17 protein-coding genes are annotated in these 19,503 nt (G+C 72.2%); 9 read left to right on the top strand and 8 right to left on the bottom strand.

The window, feature by feature from the left end:
* Together ABZ641_RS09725 and ABZ641_RS09720 are read left to right on the top strand one after the other, a co-directional pair.
* Window positions 1-1,665: acyltransferase family protein (locus ABZ641_RS09725; RefSeq protein ID WP_359980460.1), on the top strand; the 1,665-nt coding region annotated here is incomplete at its 5' end.
* A 91-nt stretch (window positions 1,666-1,756) separates the two neighbouring features.
* Window positions 1,757-2,710, top strand: coding sequence for a COX15/CtaA family protein (locus ABZ641_RS09720; RefSeq protein WP_359980457.1), 954 nt, complete (start codon window positions 1,757-1,759; stop codon window positions 2,708-2,710).
* Between the two features lie 177 nt (window positions 2,711-2,887).
* Here ABZ641_RS09720 and ABZ641_RS09715 read toward each other — a convergent pair whose 3' ends face one another.
* The gene (locus ABZ641_RS09715) at window positions 2,888-3,220 is read right to left on the bottom strand and encodes a hypothetical protein (RefSeq protein WP_344626254.1); all 333 of its coding nucleotides are present in this window, start codon (window positions 3,218-3,220) and stop codon (window positions 2,888-2,890) included.
* An 85-nt stretch (window positions 3,221-3,305) separates the two neighbouring features.
* Here ABZ641_RS09715 and ABZ641_RS09710 point away from each other — a divergent pair, with 85 nt between their 5' ends.
* Window positions 3,306-3,947: a DUF2461 domain-containing protein gene (locus ABZ641_RS09710; protein ID WP_344626253.1), complete on the top strand. Its 642-nt coding sequence runs from the start codon at window positions 3,306-3,308 to the stop codon at window positions 3,945-3,947.
* A gap of 71 nt (window positions 3,948-4,018) precedes the next feature.
* Complete coding sequence (locus ABZ641_RS09705; RefSeq protein ID WP_344626252.1) at window positions 4,019-5,617, top strand: NAD(P)/FAD-dependent oxidoreductase; 1,599 nt, start codon at window positions 4,019-4,021, stop codon at window positions 5,615-5,617.
* Window positions 5,618-5,702: 85 nt separating this feature from the next.
* Here ABZ641_RS09705 and ABZ641_RS09700 read toward each other — a convergent pair whose 3' ends face one another.
* Window positions 5,703-6,644, bottom strand: coding sequence for a heme o synthase (locus tag ABZ641_RS09700; protein ID WP_359980453.1), 942 nt, complete (start codon window positions 6,642-6,644; stop codon window positions 5,703-5,705).
* 455 nt (window positions 6,645-7,099) lie between these two features.
* On the opposite strand from ABZ641_RS09700, the gene tkt reads away from it, so the two are divergent.
* The 5 genes from tkt to pgl all read left to right on the top strand — a co-directional run bounded on the left by tkt (window position 7,100) and on the right by pgl (window position 13,980).
* Complete coding sequence (tkt, locus tag ABZ641_RS09695) at window positions 7,100-9,199, top strand: transketolase (RefSeq protein WP_344626250.1); 2,100 nt, start codon at window positions 7,100-7,102, stop codon at window positions 9,197-9,199.
* Window positions 9,200-9,293: 94 nt separating this feature from the next.
* Window positions 9,294-10,433, top strand: a complete 1,140-nt coding sequence (gene tal / locus ABZ641_RS09690) for a transaldolase (RefSeq protein WP_344626249.1) — start codon at window positions 9,294-9,296, stop codon at window positions 10,431-10,433.
* A 105-nt stretch (window positions 10,434-10,538) separates the two neighbouring features.
* Window positions 10,539-12,062 (top strand): glucose-6-phosphate dehydrogenase, encoded by a 1,524-nt coding sequence (gene zwf / locus ABZ641_RS09685; RefSeq protein ID WP_344626258.1) that lies wholly within the window; start codon window positions 10,539-10,541, stop codon window positions 12,060-12,062.
* Window positions 12,059-13,195 (top strand): glucose-6-phosphate dehydrogenase assembly protein OpcA, encoded by a 1,137-nt coding sequence (gene opcA, locus ABZ641_RS09680; protein ID WP_344626248.1) that lies wholly within the window; start codon window positions 12,059-12,061, stop codon window positions 13,193-13,195. The genes zwf and opcA overlap by 4 nt, the downstream gene beginning before the upstream one ends.
* Window positions 13,192-13,980 carry a 6-phosphogluconolactonase gene (pgl, locus tag ABZ641_RS09675; RefSeq protein ID WP_344626247.1) on the top strand — a complete coding sequence of 263 codons (789 nt, stop codon included), beginning with the start codon at window positions 13,192-13,194 and terminating at the stop codon, window positions 13,978-13,980. Before opcA ends, pgl begins: the two co-directional genes overlap by 4 nt.
* 85 nt (window positions 13,981-14,065) lie before the next feature.
* On the opposite strand, the gene ABZ641_RS09670 is transcribed toward pgl, so the two are convergent.
* The 6 genes from ABZ641_RS09670 to gap all read right to left on the bottom strand — a co-directional run bounded on the left by ABZ641_RS09670 (window position 14,066) and on the right by gap (window position 19,258).
* Window positions 14,066-15,199 carry an acyltransferase gene (locus tag ABZ641_RS09670; protein ID WP_359980448.1) on the bottom strand — a complete coding sequence of 378 codons (1,134 nt, stop codon included), beginning with the start codon at window positions 15,197-15,199 and terminating at the stop codon, window positions 14,066-14,068.
* Window positions 15,200-15,291: 92 nt separating this feature from the next.
* Window positions 15,292-15,579, bottom strand: coding sequence for an RNA polymerase-binding protein RbpA (locus tag ABZ641_RS09665; protein ID WP_257019256.1), 288 nt, complete (start codon window positions 15,577-15,579; stop codon window positions 15,292-15,294).
* A gap of 198 nt (window positions 15,580-15,777) precedes the next feature.
* Window positions 15,778-16,011: a preprotein translocase subunit SecG gene (gene secG, locus ABZ641_RS09660; RefSeq protein ID WP_030266403.1), complete on the bottom strand. Its 234-nt coding sequence runs from the start codon at window positions 16,009-16,011 to the stop codon at window positions 15,778-15,780.
* An 88-nt stretch (window positions 16,012-16,099) separates the two neighbouring features.
* Window positions 16,100-16,885 carry a triose-phosphate isomerase gene (gene tpiA, locus ABZ641_RS09655; RefSeq protein ID WP_359980445.1) on the bottom strand — a complete coding sequence of 262 codons (786 nt, stop codon included), beginning with the start codon at window positions 16,883-16,885 and terminating at the stop codon, window positions 16,100-16,102.
* Window positions 16,886-16,890: 5 nt separating this feature from the next.
* Window positions 16,891-18,096 (bottom strand): phosphoglycerate kinase, encoded by a 1,206-nt coding sequence (locus tag ABZ641_RS09650; RefSeq protein WP_359980442.1) that lies wholly within the window; start codon window positions 18,094-18,096, stop codon window positions 16,891-16,893.
* 157 nt (window positions 18,097-18,253) lie between these two features.
* A complete protein-coding gene (gene gap / locus ABZ641_RS09645) occupies window positions 18,254-19,258 on the bottom strand; it encodes a type I glyceraldehyde-3-phosphate dehydrogenase (RefSeq protein ID WP_344626243.1) in 1,005 nt (334 codons plus the stop codon).
* Between the last annotated feature and the right edge of the window lie 245 nt (window positions 19,259-19,503).

Genomic DNA, 19,503 nt, shown 5'->3' with positions numbered 1-19,503 from the left:
GGCGGACCGCAGGGCCCGGGTGCACCGAACCGGCCGCAGGGGCCTGGCGGCGGCCACCGCCCGCAGGGCCCGGCCGACGGCACCGGTCGGCCGCGGCCCCGTGCCGCCGAGCGTCCGGGCGGCGGGGAGCACCCCGCGTCCGCACCCCGGAGCGGCTTCTCCCCCGACGAGACCATGGCCCTGCGCGTCCCGCCGCCGCCCGGCGGCCGCGGCGGCCTGCCCCCGCAGCGCCGCTCACCCGAGTCCTCGGCGCCCGGCCGCCCCCAGCCCGGGCCGGCGGCCGCACAGCGCACCGCCGAGCGGCCGTCCTTCGACGAGCCCGCGCACGACCGGGCCGCCGAGGCCGGCTGGACGGCCCCGCCCGACACGGGCCGCAGCGCCCTGCCCCGGCACGAGGAGACCCTCAAGCTCCGCGTCCCGGACGAGCTCGCCGCGCTCGCCAAGGCCTTCGACGCCCAGTACGCCCGGCCGCCGGGCACCCCCGCGGAGGACGAGGAGGAGGCCGCCCCCGAGCAGAAGCCCGCCCGCTCCGGCGGCGGCCGCGACCGCTACCTCGACCTGCTGCGAGGCCTGGCCCTCGTCCGCGTCGTGCTGTACCACAACTTCAGCTGGGCCTGGCTGCCGCTGGTCTTCCCGTCCATGGGCGTGATGTTCGCGCTGGCCGGCTCGCTGATGGCCCGTTCGCTGAAGCGGCCCGCGCTGACCGTCATCCGCGGCCGACTGCGCCGCCTGCTGCCGCCGATGTGGCTGTTCGGCGTCGTGGTGATGACCCTGTGGATCCTGGACGGCTGGGGCCCGGACGCCGAGGGCCACCCGAACTGGTGGTGGGGCAAGCTCGCCTTCTGGATCCTGCCGGTGAGCACTCCGCCCTACCCCCAGGGGGACCTGCCGGGCTTCGGACTCATGGAGGACAGCTGGGGCACCCAGGTCGGCGTCCCGCTCTGGTACCTGCGCGCCTACCTCTGGTACGTGCTGCTGTCGCCGCTGATGCTGCGCGCCCTGCGCCGCTTCCCGCTGGTGACGGTGCTCACCCCGCTGGTGCTGACCTTCTTCTCCGGCCTGCTCCCGGAGGACGGCCGGATCTGGGAGACCTGGTCCGACTTCACGATCTTCGGCTCCTGCTGGATCCTCGGCATGGCCCACAACGAGGGCCTGCTCAAGAAGCTCCCGCAGTACGTCGCCCCCTCGGTGGCACCGATGATCATGGTCGCCGGGTACTGGTGGTACGTCAGCCGGCCGGTGCTCGACCCGACCGACGTCGGCGACCTGGAGGGCGTGCCGATCGCCCAGGCCGTCTGGTCCTTCGGCTACGTGCTGCTGCTGCTCCACCTCAGCCCCTCGTGGGAGCAGTGGCCGCGACGCCTGGAACCGTTCAACGGCATCGTCAGCCTGCTGAACGCCCGGGCCGTCAGCGTCTACCTCTGGCACACCCTCGCCCTGGAGCTGTCCGTCCCGGTGATCGACCAGCTCTGGCGGGTCGACTACCTCGCCGACAACTGGGGTTCGGTGCTCGGCAGCCCCTATCCGCAGCTCTTCGCGGCGATCCCGCTGATCGGGTTGTTCGTCCTCTGCTTCGGCTGGATCGAGGACGTCGCGGCGAAACGCTCGCCACGGCTCTTCCCGTATCCCCGCAAGGCCCGCGGAAAACGGCGGGCCGCAGCCTGACGACCGCGGCCCGGTCGCGCGCCGCCCCGCACGGGCGGCCCGCGGTCGGGCCGCGGTCGGTGATCGGATAAGGGCAATCTAGGATGAAGCGGTGTTCACCCCCACCGCACTCCTCGCCGACCGCTGGCACCCGACGGCCGCGACCGTCCGCCGGGCGGCGCTGTCCGCCCTGGTGATGAGCGTGGTCATCGTGCTCACCGGCGGCGCCGTACGGCTCACCGCCTCCGGCCTCGGCTGCACCACCTGGCCGCGCTGCACCGGCGAGAGCATCACGCCGACGCCCGAGATGGGCATCCACGGCGTCATCGAGTTCACCAACCGGATGCTCACCTACGTGCTGTGCGCGGCGATCGCCTGGGCCACCCTGGCCGCGCGCTGCGCCACGCCGTGGCGCCGCTCGCTCACCCGGCTCGGCTGGGCGCAGTTCTGGCTGGTCATGAGCAACGCCGTGATCGGCGGCATCACCGTGCTCACCGGCCTGAACCCGTACGTGGTGGCGGTGCACATGGTCGCCGCGATGGGCCTGGTCTGGGTCGCCGTGCTGATGTGGGAGCGCACCGCGGAGGGCGACGGCACCCCCGAACTCCTGGTGCCGCGGCCGCTGCAGCAGCTGTCGTACGTCCTCGTCACCGTGGTCGGCCTGCTGGTCGCGGCCGGCACCCTGGTCACCGGCGCGGGCCACCACCCCGGCTCCTCCAGCGACGTCTGGCGCATCCCGATCGACTACGATCGGCTCGCCCAGGCCCACGCCGACCTGGCCTTCCTGTCGATCGGTCTGACGCTGGCGGCGATGTTCGTGCTCGCCGCGGTGAAGGCCCCGCGGGCGGCCCGGGCGCGGGTCCGGGACCTGCTGGTCGTGCTGCTGCTGCAGGGCGTCCTCGGCTTCGTCCAGTACTTCACCGACGCCCCCGAGATCATGGTCGGCCTGCACATGCTGGGCGCCGCCCTCACCTGGGCCGCCGCCCTCCGCATCCCGCTGGCCCTGCGCACCCGCCCCGCCACCGACCCGGCCCCCGTCCCCGCCCAGCTGGTGCCCGCGAGCTGACGCCCAGGGGCGGCCACCCAGGGGCGCGTGGAACTGCGCAATCCGGGTGCGGCCGTCCCTGCTGAACAGGGCTCACAACAAGACAGGGGCGCGGGGAACTGCGCGAATCGGAAGGCCGCCGTCGGCCTCTCCCGTCTCGCGCGGTTCCCCGCGCCCCTGGGCGGTTCTCCGCAGGCCTCAGATCTGGATGCCGGCCATCCGCTTCCACTCGTAGGCACTGGTCTTCACCTTCAGGCCGAGCTCGCCCTCGAAGGTGTCGTGCAGGGTGACGCCGGCGAGCTGCGCCGCACGCTGCCCGATGGCGTAGGTCGGGGCGACCTGGTCGCCCCAGGTGCCGTCCGCACCGACGAGCACGATCCGGGTGGCGGTGCGGCCGACGTACTCGACGACGCCGTCCGCGCTGCCGCCGTGCTGGTTCGCGAAGGCGGTGATGTGCTTGGCGATGCGCTTGGCGCGCCGCTCGGCGCGCGCGTCCTGCGCGGTGGGGGTGGCGGTCTCTGCGCTGGTCATGCCCGCATGCTACCGAGCGGTAGAACGCGTGGCGACGGCGGCGAGGTGTGCGGCGGGCCACACCGGCGCCCCCTACCCTGGCGGGATGACCTTCGATGGCTGGCCGGCCGAGGCGCTCGAGTTCTACGAGCAGCTGGAGGCCGACAACTCCAAGACCTTCTGGACGGCGCACAAGGACCGCTACGAGCAGTCCGTCCGGGCCCCGACGGCCGACCTGCTGGACGCCCTGGAGGACGAGTTCGGCCCAGGAAAGATCTTCCGTCCGAACCGCGACGTCCGGTTCAGCGCCGACAAGTCGCCGTACAAGACGCACATCGGCGCCTTCCTGGAGGCCGGCGGCTACATCCAGCTCTCGGCGGACGGCCTGGCCTGCGGCAACGGCATGTACCAGCTGGCGACGGACCAGCTGCGCCGCTACCGGGAGGCGGTCGCGGAGGACGTCACCGGCGCCGAGCTGGAGCGGGTGATCGCCTCGGTCGAGGCGGCCGGGCCCTCGGTGGTCGGCCGGGACCCGCTGAAGTCGGCGCCCCGCGGCTACCCCAAGGACCATCCGCGGATCGGGCTGCTGCGGAACAAGGGCCTGATCGCCTGGCAGGAGTGGGAGCCCGCCGCCTGGCTGGGCACCGCGCAGGCGTACGGGCGGATCGCCGGCTTCCTGCGCGCCTCCCGCCCGCTCAAGGACTGGCTGGACGGGCACGTCGGCCCGAGCGAGCTCCCGCCGCGCTGACACCGGCTCAGCCGCCCGACACTCCTGTCCGTACCCTGGCCGCCCCGCACCGCCTCTGGTAGACCTGCCGCATGCAGCCCTCCCGAGGTGACGCGAACACGCCCGACTCCCCCGTCCGCGGCCGCTACGACGTCGTCGTGGTCGGCGGCGGCCACAACGGCCTGGTGGCCGCCGCCTACCTGGCCCGGGCCGGCCGCAGCGTGCTGGTGCTGGAGCGGCTCGGCCGCACCGGCGGGGCCGCGGTCTCCACCGAGGCCTTCCCCGGTGTCGCCGCCCGGCTCTCCCGGTACTCGTACCTGGTGAGCCTGCTGCCGCAGAAGATCGTCGACGAGCTGGGGCTGCACTTCGCGGTGCGGCCCCGGCGGATCTCCTCGTACACGCCGGCCGTGCGCGGCGGGCGCCCGACCGGGCTGCTGGTGGACCGGGCGGACGACTCCCGCACCGCCGCGTCCTTCCGCGCCCTGACCGGCTCCGACCGGGAGTACGCGGCCTGGCAGGAGTTCTACGGGCGGACCACCCGGGTCGCCGAGCGGGTCTTCCCGTCCCTCACCGAGCCGCTGCCCACCCGCGCGGAGCTGCGGCGGCGGATCGACGACCCGGCCGTCTGGGAGGCGCTGTTCGAGCGGCCGATCGGCGAGGCCGTGGAGGGCGCCTTCGCCGACGACCTCGTCCGCGGCGTGGTCCTCACCGACGCCCTGATCGGCACCTTCACCCACGCCCACGACCCGGGGCTGGCGCAGAACCGCTGCTTCCTCTACCACGTGATCGGCGGCGGCACCGGCGACTGGAACGTGCCGGTGGGCGGCATGGGTGCGCTCACCGACGCGCTGGCGGACGCCGCCCGGGCGGCCGGCGCCGAGATCCGCACCGGCTGCGAGGCCACCGCGATCGACCCGGGCACCGCCGGCGGCGCCGCCGAGGTCGTCTTCCGGCACGACGGCCGCGAGCACCGGGTGGGCGCCAAGGCGGTGCTGTGCAACGCCGCCCCGCAGACCCTCGCCCGGCTGCTCGGCGAGGCGCCGCCGGAGCCCGCCCCGGAGGGCTCCCAGCTGAAGGTCAACATGCTGCTGCGCCGACTGCCCCGGCTGAGGGACACCGCGGTGGACCCGCGGGACGCCTTCGCCGGCACCCTGCACCTGGCGGAGTCGTACACCGAGCTGGAGACCGCCTACCGGCAGGCCGCCGAGGGCCGGACGCCCGCGCCGGCGCCGTCCGAGATCTACTGCCACTCGCTGACCGACCCGTCGATCCTGGGCCCGGAGCTCGCCGCGCAGGGCTTCCACACGCTCACCCTGTTCGGGGTGCACCAGCCGGCCCGGCTGTTCGCCGACGACCCGGAGAAGGCCCGGGCGGCGGCGCTGGAGGCGGTGCTCGCACCGTTGCAGGAGTGCCTGGACGAGCCGCTGGCCGACTGCCTGGCGGTGGACGGCGAGGGCCGGCCCTGCATCGAGGCGAAGAGCCCGCTGGACCTGGAGGCCGACCTGGGCCTGCCGGGCGGCAACATCTTCCACCGCGAGCTGGCCTTCCCCTGGGGCGAGGACCCGGCCGACCGCTGGGGCGTCGCCACCGCCCACCCGAACGTGCTGCTCTGCGGGGCCGGCGCGGTGCGCGGCGGCGGGGTCAGCGGGATCCCCGGGCACAACGCCGCGATGGCCGTCCTCGGCCGCTAGCCGCAGGAGCGCGACAAGGACAGCGGGAACGACGGAGCCCCGGGGCGCAGGCCCCGGGGCTCCGGTCGGTGTCGGGCGCTCGCCGTCACTTGACGAACGGGTCCACCGCGATGACCACGAAGAGCAGGGTCAGGTAGGTGATGGACCAGTGGAAGAGGCGCATCTCCTTGAGCTTGGCGCCGACGACCCCGGCCTTGGCGCGGGCGTGCAGGCCGTGCGCCTCCTTCAGCCAGAACCCGCCGAGCAGCACCGCGGAGACCGGGTACAGCCAGCTGGTGTGGCCGAGCGGCCACAGGGTCAGCGAGACGGCGACCATCACCCAGGAGTAGGCGACGATCTGCCGGGCGACGGCCAGGTTGCCCTTGATGACGGGGAGCATCGGCACGCCGGCCTTGGCGTAGTCCTCGCGGACCTTCATCGACAGCGGCCAGTAGTGCGGCGGCGTCCAGAAGAAGATCACCAGGAAGAGCACCAGCGCGGACCAGGAGAGCGAGTTCGTCACCGCGGCCCAGCCGACGAACACCGGCATGCAGCCGGCGATGCCGCCCCAGACGATGTTCTGGGCCGTGCGGCGCTTCAGGCCGAGGGTGTAGACGAAGACGTAGAACAGCAGCGCGGCCAGCGCCAGCGCCGAGGAGAGCGCGTTGACCAGCAGGCCCAGCCAGAGGGTCGAGCCGATCGCCAGCGCGATGCCGAAGACCAGCGCCTCGCGCGGGGACACCATGCCGGTGACGATCGGCCGCCGCTCGGTACGGGACATCACCGCGTCGATGTCGCGGTCGATGTACATGTTGAGGGCGTTGGCGCCACCCGCGGAGAGGTAGCCGCCGACCACGACCTTGACGACCAGCCACGGGTCGGGTACACCGTGCTGCGCCAGGAACATCACCGGGACGGTGGTGATCAGCAGCAGCTCGATGATCCGCGGCTTGGTCAGTGCGACGAATGCGCCGACACGGGCCCCGAACGGCCGGTGCGCAGGCGTCGCCCCGACCGCCCCGGCGGGGCGGGATTCGACGGCGGTCACGAACACCCCAACTCACGATGAACTTCCACAGGCGTCCTCTGGGCCCGTGGGCTCCGGTGCGTCCGCGCTGCGCGTACCACGCCACCTTAGACGCTCCATATGTCCCGTCCCGCCCCGGGGTGCCCCGGCGAGCCGGAGCCGCACACCCGCGGGTGAATCGCCGCAGCTCGCACCGGACGGGCGCGGCCCGCCCGTCTTGCCCCTCGGACGAGCGGACCGTTCGCGTCCGGGTGAGGGTAGGACAGAGCCCGCGAAGCCCTTCGGGAATGCCGATAGCGCCACCCCGGTTGCCCCGGCACGCAAGGTGAGGCCCCTTGTGAGCGGTAGGCTCGCACAGAGAAGCGGGATCAACCCTCCGTGACCGGCACCAGCGAACGTCAGGACCACAGCGACGTGGCCGACCGGTCCCCTTCACGGGGTCACTCTTCACCACCAGGAAGGAGCCCTGAGACAGGGTGAGCACCACGCCGACGAACGCATTCGAATGGACCGAACTGGACCAGCGGACCGTCGACACGGCCCGCGTCCTCGCGATGGATGCCGTGCAGAAGGTGGGCAACGGGCACCCAGGCACCGCGATGTCGCTGGCCCCGGCTGCATACGTGATCTTCCAGCGCTTCCTGCGGCACGACCCGACCGACCCCGCCTGGGTCGGCCGCGACCGCTTCGTCCTCTCCCCCGGGCACACGTCGCTGACTCTCTACACCCAGCTCTACCTCTCGGGCTACGGTCTGTCCCTGGACGACCTGAAGGCCTTCCGGGTCGCGGGCAGCCGCACCCCGGGCCACCCCGAGCACGGCCACACCGCGGGCGTCGAGACGACCACCGGTCCGCTCGGCCAGGGCGTCGCCAACGCGGTCGGCATGGCGATGGCCGCCCGCTACGAGCGCGGCCTGTTCGACCCGGAGGCCGCGGAGGGCGAGTCCCCCTTCGACCACACCGTCTGGGCCATCGTCTCCGACGGCGACCTGGAGGAGGGCATCTCCGCGGAGGCGTCCTCGCTGGCCGGCCACCAGAAGCTGGGCAACCTCGTCGCGCTCTACGACGACAACCACATCTCCATCGAGGGCGACACCGAGACGGCCTTCTCCGAGGACGTCCTCGCCCGCTACGAGGCGTACGGCTGGCACGTCCAGCGGATCACGCCGAAGTCCGACGGCGACGTCGACGTGCACGCGCTGGCCACCGCGCTGGCCGCCGCCAAGGCCGAGACCGAGCGCCCGTCGATCATCGCGATGCGCACCATCATCGCCTGGCCGGCCCCGAACGCCCAGGACACCGCCAAGGCGCACGGCTCCGCGCTCGGCGACGCCGAGATCGCCGCCACCAAGAAGGTGCTCGGCTTCTCGCCGGAGAAGACCTTCGAGGTCACCGAGCAGGTCATCGAGCACGCCCGCCAGGTGGTGCACCGTGGCAAGGCCGCCCGCGCCGAGTGGGAGGCCTCCTTCCACGCGTGGCGCGCGGCCAACCCGGAGCGCGCCGCCGAGTTCGACCGGATCCAGATCGGCGAGCTGCCCGACGGCTGGGAGAAGGCGATCCCGGTCTTCCCGGCCGGCAAGGACGTCGCCACCCGCAAGGCCTCCGGCGACACCCTCAAGGCGGTCGGCCGGCACGTTCCGGAGCTGTGGGGCGGTTCGGCGGACCTCGCCGAGTCCAACCTCACCACCATCGACGAGGACTCCTCCTTCCTCCCGGCGAGCAACCCGCTGAAGACCGCCTCGCCGTACGGCCGGACGATCCACTTCGGCATCCGCGAGCACGCCATGGGCGCGATCATGAACGGCATCGCGCTGCACGGCCGCACCCGCATCTACGGCGGCACCTTCCTGGTGTTCTCCGACTACATGCGCCCGGCGGTGCGCCTCGCCGCGCTGATGAAGCTGCCCGTCACCTACGTGTGGACGCACGACTCCATCGGCCTCGGCGAGGACGGCCCGACCCACCAGCCGGTCGAGCACCTGGCCGCGCTGCGCGCCATCCCCGGCCTCTCGGTCGTCCGCCCCGGCGACGCCAACGAGACCGCCGTCGTCTGGCGCACGATCCTGGAGCGGCAGACCAGCCGCCCCGGCCCGGTCGGCCTGGCGCTCACCCGCCAGGGCGTGCCCACCTTCGACCGCGAGGTGTTCCACTCCGCCGAGGGCGCGGCCAAGGGCGGCTACGTGCTGGCCGAGGCCTCCGGCGCCTCGCCGAAGGTCATCCTGATCGGCACCGGCTCCGAGGTGCAGCTCGCCGTCCAGGCCCGCGAGGCCCTGGAGGCGGACGGCATCCCGACCCGCGTCGTGTCGATGCCGTCGATCGAGTGGTTCAACGAGCAGGACCAGGCGTACCGCGACAGCGTGCTGCCGCCGAACGTCCGTGCCCGGGTCTCGGTCGAGGCGGGCATCGCCCAGGGCTGGCGCGAGCTGGTCGGCGACGCCGGCCGGATCATCGGCCTGGAGCACTTCGGTGCCTCCGCCGACTACAAGGTGCTGTACCAGGAGTTCGGCCTGACCGCCGACGCCGTGGCCAACGCCGCCCGCGCCTCGCTCCGCACGGTCGAGGCCGTCTCCCGCTAGCAGTGCCTCCGGGCCGGGTGTCCGACCGCACATCGGACGCCCGGCCTGTCTGACGACCCCACAGCAGACGTACGAAAAAAGAGGATGTAGCACCATGACTGACGCTCTGAAGCGCCTCAGCGACGAAGGCGTGGCGATCTGGCTGGACGACCTCAGCCGCGAGCGGCTCAACAGCGGCAACCTGGCCGAGCTGGTGCAGGAGAAGCACGTCGTCGGCGTCACCACCAACCCGACCATCTTCCAGAAGGCGATCGGCGGCGGCAGCGCGGCCTACGACGGCCAGCTGAACGACCTGGCCGTCCGCAAGGTCACCGTGGACGAGGCCGTCCGGATGATCACCACCTCGGACGTCCGCGACGCGGCCGACGTGCTGCGCCCGGTCTACGACGCCTCGAACGGCCGCGACGGCCGGGTCTCCATCGAGGTCGACCCGCGCCTGGCGCACGAGACCGCCGCCACGATCGCCGAGGCCAAGCAGCTGTGGTGGCTGGTGGACCGCCCGAACGTGTTCATCAAGATCCCCGCCACCGAGGCCGGCCTGCCCGCCATCACCGAGGTCATCGCCAAGGGCATCAGCGTCAACGTCACGCTGATCTTCTCGCTCGAGCGGTACCGCGCCGTGATGGACGCCTACCTCTCCGGCCTGGAGAAGGCCAAGGCCGCCGGCCTCGACCTCTCGCAGATCGAGTCGGTCGCCTCCTTCTTCGTCTCCCGCGTGGACACCGAGATCGACAAGCGCCTCGACAAGGTCGGCGGCGACGCCAAGGAGCTGCGCTCCAAGGCCGGTGTGGCCAACGCCCGCCTCGCCTACCAGGCGTACGAGGAGGTCTTCGGCCCGGTCGACGCCAAGCGCGACGGCTCGGACCGCTGGAAGGCCCTGGAGGCCGCCGGCGCCAAGCCGCAGCGCCCGCTCTGGGCGTCCACCGGCGTCAAGGACCCGAACCTGCCGGACACCCTCTACGTGACCGAGCTGGCCGCCCCCGGCACCGTCAACACCATGCCGGAGGCCACCCTCAACGCCACCGACGACCACGGCGTGGTCACCGGCGACGCCATCACCCCGAACTACGGCGACGCCAAGGCCGTGATGGACGCCGTCGCCGCGGCCGGCGTCGACTACGACGACGTCGTCCAGCTGCTGGAGGACGAGGGCGTCGAGAAGTTCGAGGCCTCCTGGAAGGAACTGCTGGACACGGTCGCGGCCTCGCTCGCCGCGCACGGCGACCAGAACTGACACGACTGCTCACGACCAAGCGCACGGAGAGCGGAGCCAACACCAGTGAGCAACACCCCTGCTTTTCCCGATGTCGAGGGGGCCGAGGTCGGGCAGGGTGACCCCCTGCTGCCCTCCAACCCGCTGCGCGATCCGGCGGACCGCCGGCTGCCGAGGATCGCCGGGCCGTCCGGCCTGGTGATCTTCGGCGTCACCGGCGACCTGTCGCGCAAGAAGCTCATGCCGGCCGTCTACGACCTCGCCAACCGCGGACTGCTGCCGCCGGGCTTCTCGCTCGTCGGCTTCGCCCGCCGCGAGTGGGAGGACGAGGACTTCGCGCGGGAGGTGCACGACGCGGTCAAGGAGCACGCGCGCACGCAGTTCCGCGAGGAGGTCTGGCAGCAGCTCGCCAAGGGCATGCGGTTCGTCCAGGGCGACTTCGGCGACGACGAGGCCTTCGACACCCTGCGGAAGACCATCGAGGACCTCGACCGGGCCCAGGGCACGGGCGGCAACTTCGCCTTCTACCTGTCGGTGCCGCCGAAGTTCTTCCCCACCGTCGTCCAGCAGCTCAAGAAGCACGGTCTGACCGACCCGCCGAAGGGCTCCTGGCGCCGCGCGGTGATCGAGAAGCCGTTCGGCCACGACCTGGAGAGCGCCCAGGAGCTGAACCGGATCGTCCACGAGGTCTTCCCCCGGGACGAGGTCTTCCGGATCGACCACTACCTGGGCAAGGAGACCGTCCAGAACATCCTGGCGCTCCGCTTCGCCAACCAGATGTTCGAGCCGATCTGGAACCGGTCGTACGTCGACCACGTGCAGATCACCATGGCCGAGGACATCGGCATCGGCGGCCGCGCCGGCTACTACGACGGCATCGGCTCGGCCCGCGACGTCATCCAGAACCACCTGCTCCAGCTGATGGCGCTCACCGCCATCGAGGAGCCCGCGTCCTTCCACCCCAAGGCCCTGGTCGCCGAGAAGCTCAAGGTGCTCAGCGCCGTGAAGCTCCCCGCCGACCTCGGCAAGCACACCGTGCGCGGCCAGTACGCGTCCGGCTGGCAGGGCGGCGAGGAGGTCGTCGGCTACCTGGACGAGGACGGCATCAACCCCGAGTCCAAGACCGACACCTACGCGGCGATCAAGCTGGAGATCAACAACCGGCGCTGGGCCGGCGTCCCGTTCTACCTGCGGACGGGCAAGCGCCTCGGCCGCCGGGTGACCGAGATCGCGGTCGTCTTCCAGCGGGCCCCGTACCTGCCGTTCGACTCCTACGCCACCGAGGAGCTGGGGCAGAACGCCCTGGTCATCCGGGTGCAGCCGGACGAGGGCGTCACCGTGCGGTTCGGCTCCAAGGTGCCCGGCACCGCGCTGGAGGTCCGCGACGTCACGATGGACTTCGCCTACGGCGAGTCCTTCACCGAGTCCAGCCCGGAGGCGTACGAGCGCCTGATCCTCGACGTGCTGCTCGGCGACGCCAACCTCTTCCCGCGGCACCAGGAGGTCGAGCTCTCCTGGCAGATCCTCGACCCGATCGAGCAGTACTGGGACGCCCACGACAAGCCCGCGCAGTACGCGGCCGGGACCTGGGGCCCGATCGAGGCCGACGAGATGCTCGCACGAGACGGCAGGAGCTGGCGCCGGCCATGAAGATCGACCTGACCCACACCACCTCCGGCAGGATCAACGCGGCGCTGATGGACGCCCGCCGGGCCAGCGGCTCCACCGCGGCCGGCATGGTCCTGACCCTGGTGATCGTGACCGACGAGGGTAGCGCCTACGACGCCCTCAAGGCCGCCAACGACGCCTCCCGCGAGCACCCCTCGCGCACCCTGGCGGTCATCAAGCGGGCCGGACGCTCGCCGCGCGCCCGGGCCGAGACCCGCCTCGACGCCGAGATCCTGGTCGGCAGCGACGCCGGCTCCGGCGAGACGGTCGTCCTGCGCATGCACGGCGAGCTCGCCGCGCACGCCCAGTCCGTTGTCCTGCCGCTGCTGCTGCCGGACGCCCCGGTCGTCGTCTGGTGGCCGGACAACGCCCCGCTGCACCCGGCGAATGACCCGCTCGGCGCGCTCGCCCAGCGCCGGATCACCGACGCGGTCACCGCCGAGTCCCCGGTCGGCCAGCTCGCCCAGCGGGCGGCCAGCTACACCCCCGGCGACACCGACCTCGCCTGGACCCGCATCACCGGCTGGCGCTCCATGCTGGCCGCCGCGCTCGACCAGCGGCCCGCCACGATCACCGGCGCGGTCGTCGAGGGCGAGTCGTACAACCCCAGCGTCGAGCTGCTCGGCCTGTGGATGACCAACCGGCTGCGGGTGCCGGTCGAGCGGATCGTCACCGGCGGCCCCGGCATCACCGCCGTCCGGCTGCGCACCCAGGACGGCGAGATCGTCCTGGACCGTCCCGACGGCCTGATGGGCACGCTGTCCATGCCCGGCTCGCCGGACCGGATGGTCGCGCTCAAGCGCCGCGACACCGCCGAGCTCATCGCGGAGGAGCTGCGCCGGCTCGACCCGGACGACATCTACGCGTCGGCCGTCCGCACCCCGGTGGACCGGCTGCGCGAGAAGCTGCCCGCGGAGCCCGCTCCGTCGACCGAGGCCGTCCCGGCCGATGTCGCGGCCCCTGCCCGGGTCACCGCCAAGCTGCCGGACGCCGAGCCGGCGGCCGCGGAGCCGGCCGGTCCCGTGCCGGCCGGCCCCGAGCCGACGGATGCCGAGCCGACGCCGAAGAAGCCGTCCGCCAAGAAGGCCGCCCCGCGCAAGCGGAGCACCTCGTGACGGCGGCGACCCCGCAGCTGGTGGTGCACCGGGACAAGGAGCTGATGGCGCAGGCCGCGGCGGCCCGGCTGATCACCCGCATCGTGGACGCCCAGTCCGCCCGCGGCACCGCCTCGGTGGTGCTGACGGGCGGGCGGAACGGCAACGCCCTGCTGGCCGCGATCGCCGCCTCCCCGGCGCGCGACGCGGTCGACTGGGCGCGGCTCGACCTCTGGTGGGGCGACGAGCGCTTCGTCCCCGCCGGCGACCCGGACCGCAACGCCGTCCAGGCCCGTGCCGAACTGCTCGACGGCGTCCCGCTGGACCCGGCCCGGGTGCACGAGATGCCGGCCTCGGACGGCCCGGACGGCTCGGACGTCGAGGCGGCCGCCGCCCGGTACGCCGAGGAGCTCGCCCGGGCCGCCGGGCCCGGCGAGCACGCCGGGGTGCCGGCCTTCGACGTGCTGCTGCTCGGCGTCGGCCCGGACACCCACGTCGCCTCGCTCTTCCCGGAGCACCCCGGTGTCCGGGAGAAGGAGCTGACCGTGATCGGCGTCCGCGGGGCGCCGAAGCCGCCGCCCACCCGGATCTCGCTCACCCTCCCGGCGATCCGGGCGGCCCGTGAGGTCTGGCTGCTCGCCGCCGGCGAGGACAAGGCGGGGGCGGTCTCCCTCGCCCTGCGCGGCCCCGGGGAGCTCCAGGCACCCGCCTCCGGCGCGTACGGCACCGCCCGGACCCTCTGGCTGCTCGACCGCTCCGCGGCGGCCGAGCTGCCGCCCCAGCTGTACCCGCCCGCCTCGGCCTGACCGGGCCCGCGGCACACGCCTGCGCCCCGCCGGACGTCCTGTCCGGCGGGGCGCACGTGCGTACGGGGTCGGGCGGCGGCCGGGGTCAGACGGCGGCCGGGGCGGGCGCCCGCTCCTCGGCGGCCGGGCCGGCCTCCGGCGCGGGCGGGGTCGGCCCGCCCGCGGCACCCCGGGCGTCCAGCCGCTTGATCAGCTTCCGGCCGAGGACGATCATCGGCTGCTCGACCCGGTGGTACAGCACGTCCGCCGCGAACAGCGCGACGACCGCCACCGCGAGACCCGCGGCCGGCGAGCCGTGGTGCAGCTTCGGTGCCATGCCGAAGACCGCGGACGCGGCCACCGCCTGCACCAGGTAGAGGCCGTACGAGCGCTCGCCGACGAAGACCAGCGGGCGGCGGGAGAGCAGCCAGCGCCCGGCTCCCGGGCCGAGCAGCGAGGGCAGCAGCAGTGCCACGCCCACGCCGTAGACCACGACGGCGTGGCGCTCGCCGTGCAGGGCCGCGGTGAGCCGGGGCACCGACAGGTGCAGCACCAGGAACGCGGCGCCCACCACCGCCCCGGCCACCGGATGGGTCAGCGGGGCGAGCAGGGCGAACCCGCGGCGGCTGTGCAGGACGAGGGCCAGCAGCGCGCCGGTCATCAGCACCGTGTAGTGGACGGCCAGTGACTCCCACGCCGCCGAGAACGGCACCAGCAGCACCGCGATGCCGAGCAGCGCCACCGGGATCCGCAGCCGGAGCGCGACCGCGCCGGCCAGGATCAGCGCCAGCGGCCAGACCAGGTAGAACTTCTGCTCGATGCCGATCGTCCAGGAGTGGAAGAACGGCGTGTCGGCGGCCAGGTCGTACTCGTTGAGGAAGGTCGCGTAGTGCGTCAGGTGGCCGCGGAGCAGCTTCCAGCCCTGGCCGTTGTGGTACTGGGTGACCGCGGTCGCCGCCAGCACCACGTAGTAGAGGGGCATGATGCGGAAGATCCGGCGCAGGTAGAAGTCGCGCAGGGATATCCGGCCGGTCCGGTCCCGTTCGCGGAGCATCAGCGTGGTGATCAGGAAGCCGGACACCACGAAGAAGACGTGCACCCCGATCCAGCCGGAGAGGAACGCCGCACGCGGCCCCGCGAAGTGGAAGAACACCACGATCACCGCGGCGAAGGCGCGCAGACCGTCGAGCGCGTCGAACCTGCGCATCCCCAGGAACTCGGCGTGGGTCAGCTTGCGCACGGGGTCACTCCAGTCGGTGGTACGGGGGACGGCTCGCTCGGAACAGCCCGAAGGGCGCCGCCGTCACCGGCGGCGCCCTTCGTGTTGCTTCCTCAGATCTCGCCGCGGAGCTTGGCCAGCGCCTCGGCGAGGATCGCCTCGCCGTCGGCGTCGGTACGGCGCTCGCGCACGTACGCGAGGTGGGTCTTGTAGGGCTCGTTGCGGGCCGGGGCCGGGGGGTTGTGCTCGTCCTGGCCTGCCGGGAACCCGCAGCGCGGGCAGTCCCAGGTCTCCGGGATCGCCGCTTCGGCGGCGAAACTGGGGCGCGTCTCGTGCTTGTTCGCGCACCAGAAGGAGATCCGGTTACGGGGGGCGGACTCGCCGCGCTCCGCCTCGCCCATGGGGCCTGCGCCGACTCTGCTTCCTCGGATGGCGTTGCCACTTGCCACGGTTGGACTCCCTGCGTGCTGGTGCCGCCCGGCCGCGGCTGTGCGGACGGTGGCGAAGTCGTCCTAGTGTAAGCGGGAGTTAAAGCTCTGCCACCACCGCCTGCCGAACCGGGCTGCGACCGGCCCGCGGAGGGCCGGACGGGACGTCTGCTACTTGTACTTGAGCAGCAGGCTCAGCACCACGATGCAGGCGAACCAGGCGAGGCCCACCAGGATCGTGATGCGGTCGAGGTTCCGCTCGGCCACCGCGGAGCCACCGCCGGTGGACATCGCGCCACCGCCGAACATGTCGGACAGGCCGCCGCCCTTCCCCTTGTGCAGCAGCACCAGGAGGATCATCAGCAGGCTGAAGATGATCAGGGCAATCGAGAACCCGAGAACCACGGCGGGACCAACTCTCTCGTATCTTCGGCGAAGGGGCCGGGCCGCGTGGAAGCGGTCCGGCCCCAAAGCCTACGTTGCTGCGGCGGCGTTAGCCTACTGCCTGCTCGCGGTAGCGCACGATCTTGACGAACTCCTCGGCGTCCAGCGAGGCACCGCCGATCAGACCGCCGTCGATGTCCGGCTTGGCCATCAGGCCGGCCGCACTGGAGGACTTCACCGAACCGCCGTACAGGATGCGGACCTTGCCGGCCAGCTCGGCGTCGTACAGCTCGGCCAGGCGGGCGCGGATCGCACCGCAGACCTCCTGGGCGTCCTCCGGGGTCGCCACCTCGCCGGTGCCGATCGCCCAGACCGGCTCGTACGCGACGACGACCGTCTCCGCGTCCGAGGCCGGCACGCCCTCCAGGGCGCCGTCCAGCTGCGCCAGGGTGTACTCGACGTGGGTGCCCGCCTTGCGGACGTCCAGCGGCTCGCCGATGCACAGGATCGGGGTGATCCCGCTGCGGTAGGCGGCCTTCACCTTGGCGTTGACGATCTCCTCGTCCTCGCCGTGGTACTGGCGGCGCTCCGAGTGGCCGATCACCGCGTAGGTGACCTTCAGCTTGGCCAGCATCGGGCCGGAGATCTCACCGGTGTAGGCACCGGAGTCGTACTGCGAGATGTCCTGCGAGCCGTACTTGATCTTCAGCTTGTCGCCGTCGACCAGCGTCTGCACCGACCGCAGGTCGGTGAACGGGGTCAGCACGGCGACCTCGACGGCCTCGTAGTCCTTGTCGGCCAGCGCGAAGGCCAGCTTCTGGGTGTGCTGGATGGCCTCGAGGTGGTTGAGGTTCATCTTCCAGTTGCCCGCCATCAGCGGGAGGCGCTCAGTCATCTTCCTCAGCCTTCCAGGGCGGCGAGACCGGGGAGGGTCTTGCCCTCCAGGTACTCGAGGCTTGCGCCACCGCCGGTCGAGATGTGCCCGAACTTCGTCTCGTCGAAGCCCAGGGTGCGGACGGCCGCGGCGGAGTCGCCGCCGCCGACCACGGTGAACGCGTCGGAGTCGATCAGGCCCTGGGCCACGACCCGGGTGCCCTCGGCGAACGCCGGGTGCTCGAACACGCCCATCGGGCCGTTCCAGAACACGGTCTTCGCGTCGGCGATCTTCTCCGCGAACAGCTGCGCCGTCCGCGGGCCGATGTCCAGGCCGAGCGCGCCGTCCGGGATGGCGTCCGCGTCGACCACCGCGAAGTCCTCCACCGGGGCCCCGCCCTTGACGTCCGGGAAGGAACCGGACACCGCGGTGTCCACCGGGATCACGAACTCCACGCCCTGCTCGGCGCCGCGCTTCAGGTAGTCCTGGACGACCGGGATCTGGTCCTCCTGCAGCAGCGAGGCACCGACGCCGTGGCCCTGGGCCGCGATGAAGGTGTACATCATGCCGCCGCCGATGAGGATCCTGTCGGCCTTGCCGAGCAGGTTCTCGATCACGCCGACCTTGTCGGAGACCTTCGAACCGCCGAGCACCACGACGTACGGGCGGGCCACCTCGTCGGTGAGGCGCTTCAGCACCCCCACCTCGGTGGCGATCAGGTCGCCGACCGCGTGCGGCAGGCGGGCCGGCAGGTCGTACACCGAGGCGTGCTTGCGGTGCACCGCGCCGAAGCCGTCGCCCACGTACACGTCGGCCAGGCCGGCCAGCTCGTCGGCGAAGGCGCCGCGCTCGGCGTCGTCCTTGGCGGTCTCGCCCGCGTTGAAGCGCAGGTTCTCCAGCAGCGTGACCTCGCCGTCGGCCAGGGCGGCGACGGTGGCCTTCGCGCTCTCGCCCACGGTGTCGGTGGCGAAGGACACCGGGACGCCGAGGATCTCGCCGAGGCGGACGGCCACCGGCGCGAGGGAGTACTGCGGGTCGGGCTCGCCCTTCGGGCGGCCCAGGTGCGAGGCGACGACCACCCTGGCGCCGGCCTGCACCAGCTTGGCGATGGTCGGCGCGACGGCGCGGATCCGGCCGTCGTCGGTGATGGTCCCGCCGGACAGCGGCACGTTCAGGTCGGCGCGGACGAACACCCGCTTGCCGGCGACCTGGAGGTCTTCGATCGTCTTCACGGTCTTGGGTCTCCCGAGGAAGGTGGTGCGTGTCGGCGGCACGGCGGCGGGCCACCAGATAACACGACGGGCGAGGGTGGGGACGCGAAGCGGAGGCCCGGACGGCGTCAGCCTTCCGGGCCCCGCACCTCACGTCACGTCAGCTCCCGCGCAGGGGTCAGAGCTGGCCGCCGACGAGCGTGGTCAGGTTGACGAGACGGTTCGAGTAGCCCCACTCGTTGTCGTACCAGCCGAAGACCTTGACCTGGTTGCCCTGGGCCATGGTCATCAGGGAGTCGAAGATCGTGGAGAACGGCGAGTTCACGATGTCGGAGGAGACGATCGGGTCCTCGGTGTACTGCAGGATGCCCTTGAGGTCGCCCTCGGCCGCCTTCTGGAAGGCCGCGTTGACCTCCTCCACGGTGACCTCGCGCTCCAGGGTCACGACCAGGTCGGTGATCGAGCCGGTCGGCACCGGGACGCGCAGCGAGGTGCCGTCGAGCTTGCCCTTGAGCTCGGGCAGGACCAGGGCGGTGGCCTTCGCGGCACCCGTCGAGGTCGGGATGATGTTCAGCGACGCGGCACGGGCACGGCGCAGGTCCTTGTGCGGGAAGTCCAGCGTGACCTGGTCGTTGGTGAACGCGTGGACGGTGGTCATCAGACCCTTGACGATCCCGAAGTTCTCGTTCAGCACCTTCGCCAGGGGGGCGACGCAGTTGGTGGTGCAGGAGGCGTTCGAGATGACGGTGTGGTTCGCCGGGTCGTACTTGTCGTCGTTGACACCCATGACGATGGTGACGTCTTCGTCCGTCGCGGGCGCCGAGATGATGACCTTCTTCGCGCCGGCCGTGACGTGCTTCTTTGCAAGCTCGGCCTTGGTGAAGATACCGGTGGACTCGATGACGATGTCGACGCCCAGCTCGCCCCAGGGGAGGTTCGCGGGGTCGCGCTCGGCGACGACCTTGAAGGTCTTGCCGTCCACGGTGATGCTGTCGGCGGTGTGGGAGACCTCGGACTGCAGGGTGCCGAGGATCGAGTCGTACTTGAGCAGGTGCGCGAGGGTCTTCGTGTCGGTCAGGTCGTTGACACCGACGATCTCGATGTCCGCGCCCTGAGCCTGAACCGCACGGAAGAAGTTGCGGCCGATGCGGCCGAATCCGTTGATGCCTACCCGGATCGTCACGAACCGATCTCCTCTTAGGTACGCCGGACTGAATTCCGACGGGGGTTGAAATGGGATGTCCCCGACCACCCATGACCCTACCTCCCCGCGGCTCCGCTGGGCACATCGCCTCTCCGCCCGGGGCGGCACGGCACCGTGCGGACCGCCCATCGGATTACCCGCGAGTAACTCCTGTGGCGGGCGTGCATAAAGGGGCGCGGGGAACGGCGCGAATCGGCTGACGCGCAGTCGCGCCTTCCGATTCG

This window comes from Kitasatospora sp. NPDC007106 (genome assembly GCF_040634455.1).
Classification (GTDB): Bacteria; Actinomycetota; Actinomycetes; order Streptomycetales; family Streptomycetaceae; genus Kitasatospora; species Kitasatospora arboriphila.
The sequence above is the reverse complement of the archived record's forward strand: the minus strand, read 5'-3'. Positions and strand labels throughout refer to the sequence as shown.

What these genes read in the sequence shown, in the direction of transcription:
- opcA (WP_344626248.1), top strand. Translation starts at nt 12,059, where the DNA reads ATGAAGATCGACCTGACCCACACCACCTCCGGCAGGATCAACGCGGCG.
- ABZ641_RS09705 (WP_344626252.1), top strand. Translation starts at nt 4,019, where the DNA reads ATGCAGCCCTCCCGAGGTGACGCGAACACGCCCGACTCCCCCGTCCGC.
- tal (WP_344626249.1), top strand. Translation starts at nt 9,294, where the DNA reads ATGACTGACGCTCTGAAGCGCCTCAGCGACGAAGGCGTGGCGATCTGG.
- ABZ641_RS09665 (WP_257019256.1), bottom strand. Translation starts at nt 15,579, where the DNA reads ATGGGCGAGGCGGAGCGCGGCGAGTCCGCCCCCCGTAACCGGATCTCC.
- tpiA (WP_359980445.1), bottom strand. Translation starts at nt 16,885, where the DNA reads ATGACTGAGCGCCTCCCGCTGATGGCGGGCAACTGGAAGATGAACCTC.
- ABZ641_RS09715 (WP_344626254.1), bottom strand. Translation starts at nt 3,220, where the DNA reads ATGACCAGCGCAGAGACCGCCACCCCCACCGCGCAGGACGCGCGCGCC.
- ABZ641_RS09710 (WP_344626253.1), top strand. Translation starts at nt 3,306, where the DNA reads ATGACCTTCGATGGCTGGCCGGCCGAGGCGCTCGAGTTCTACGAGCAG.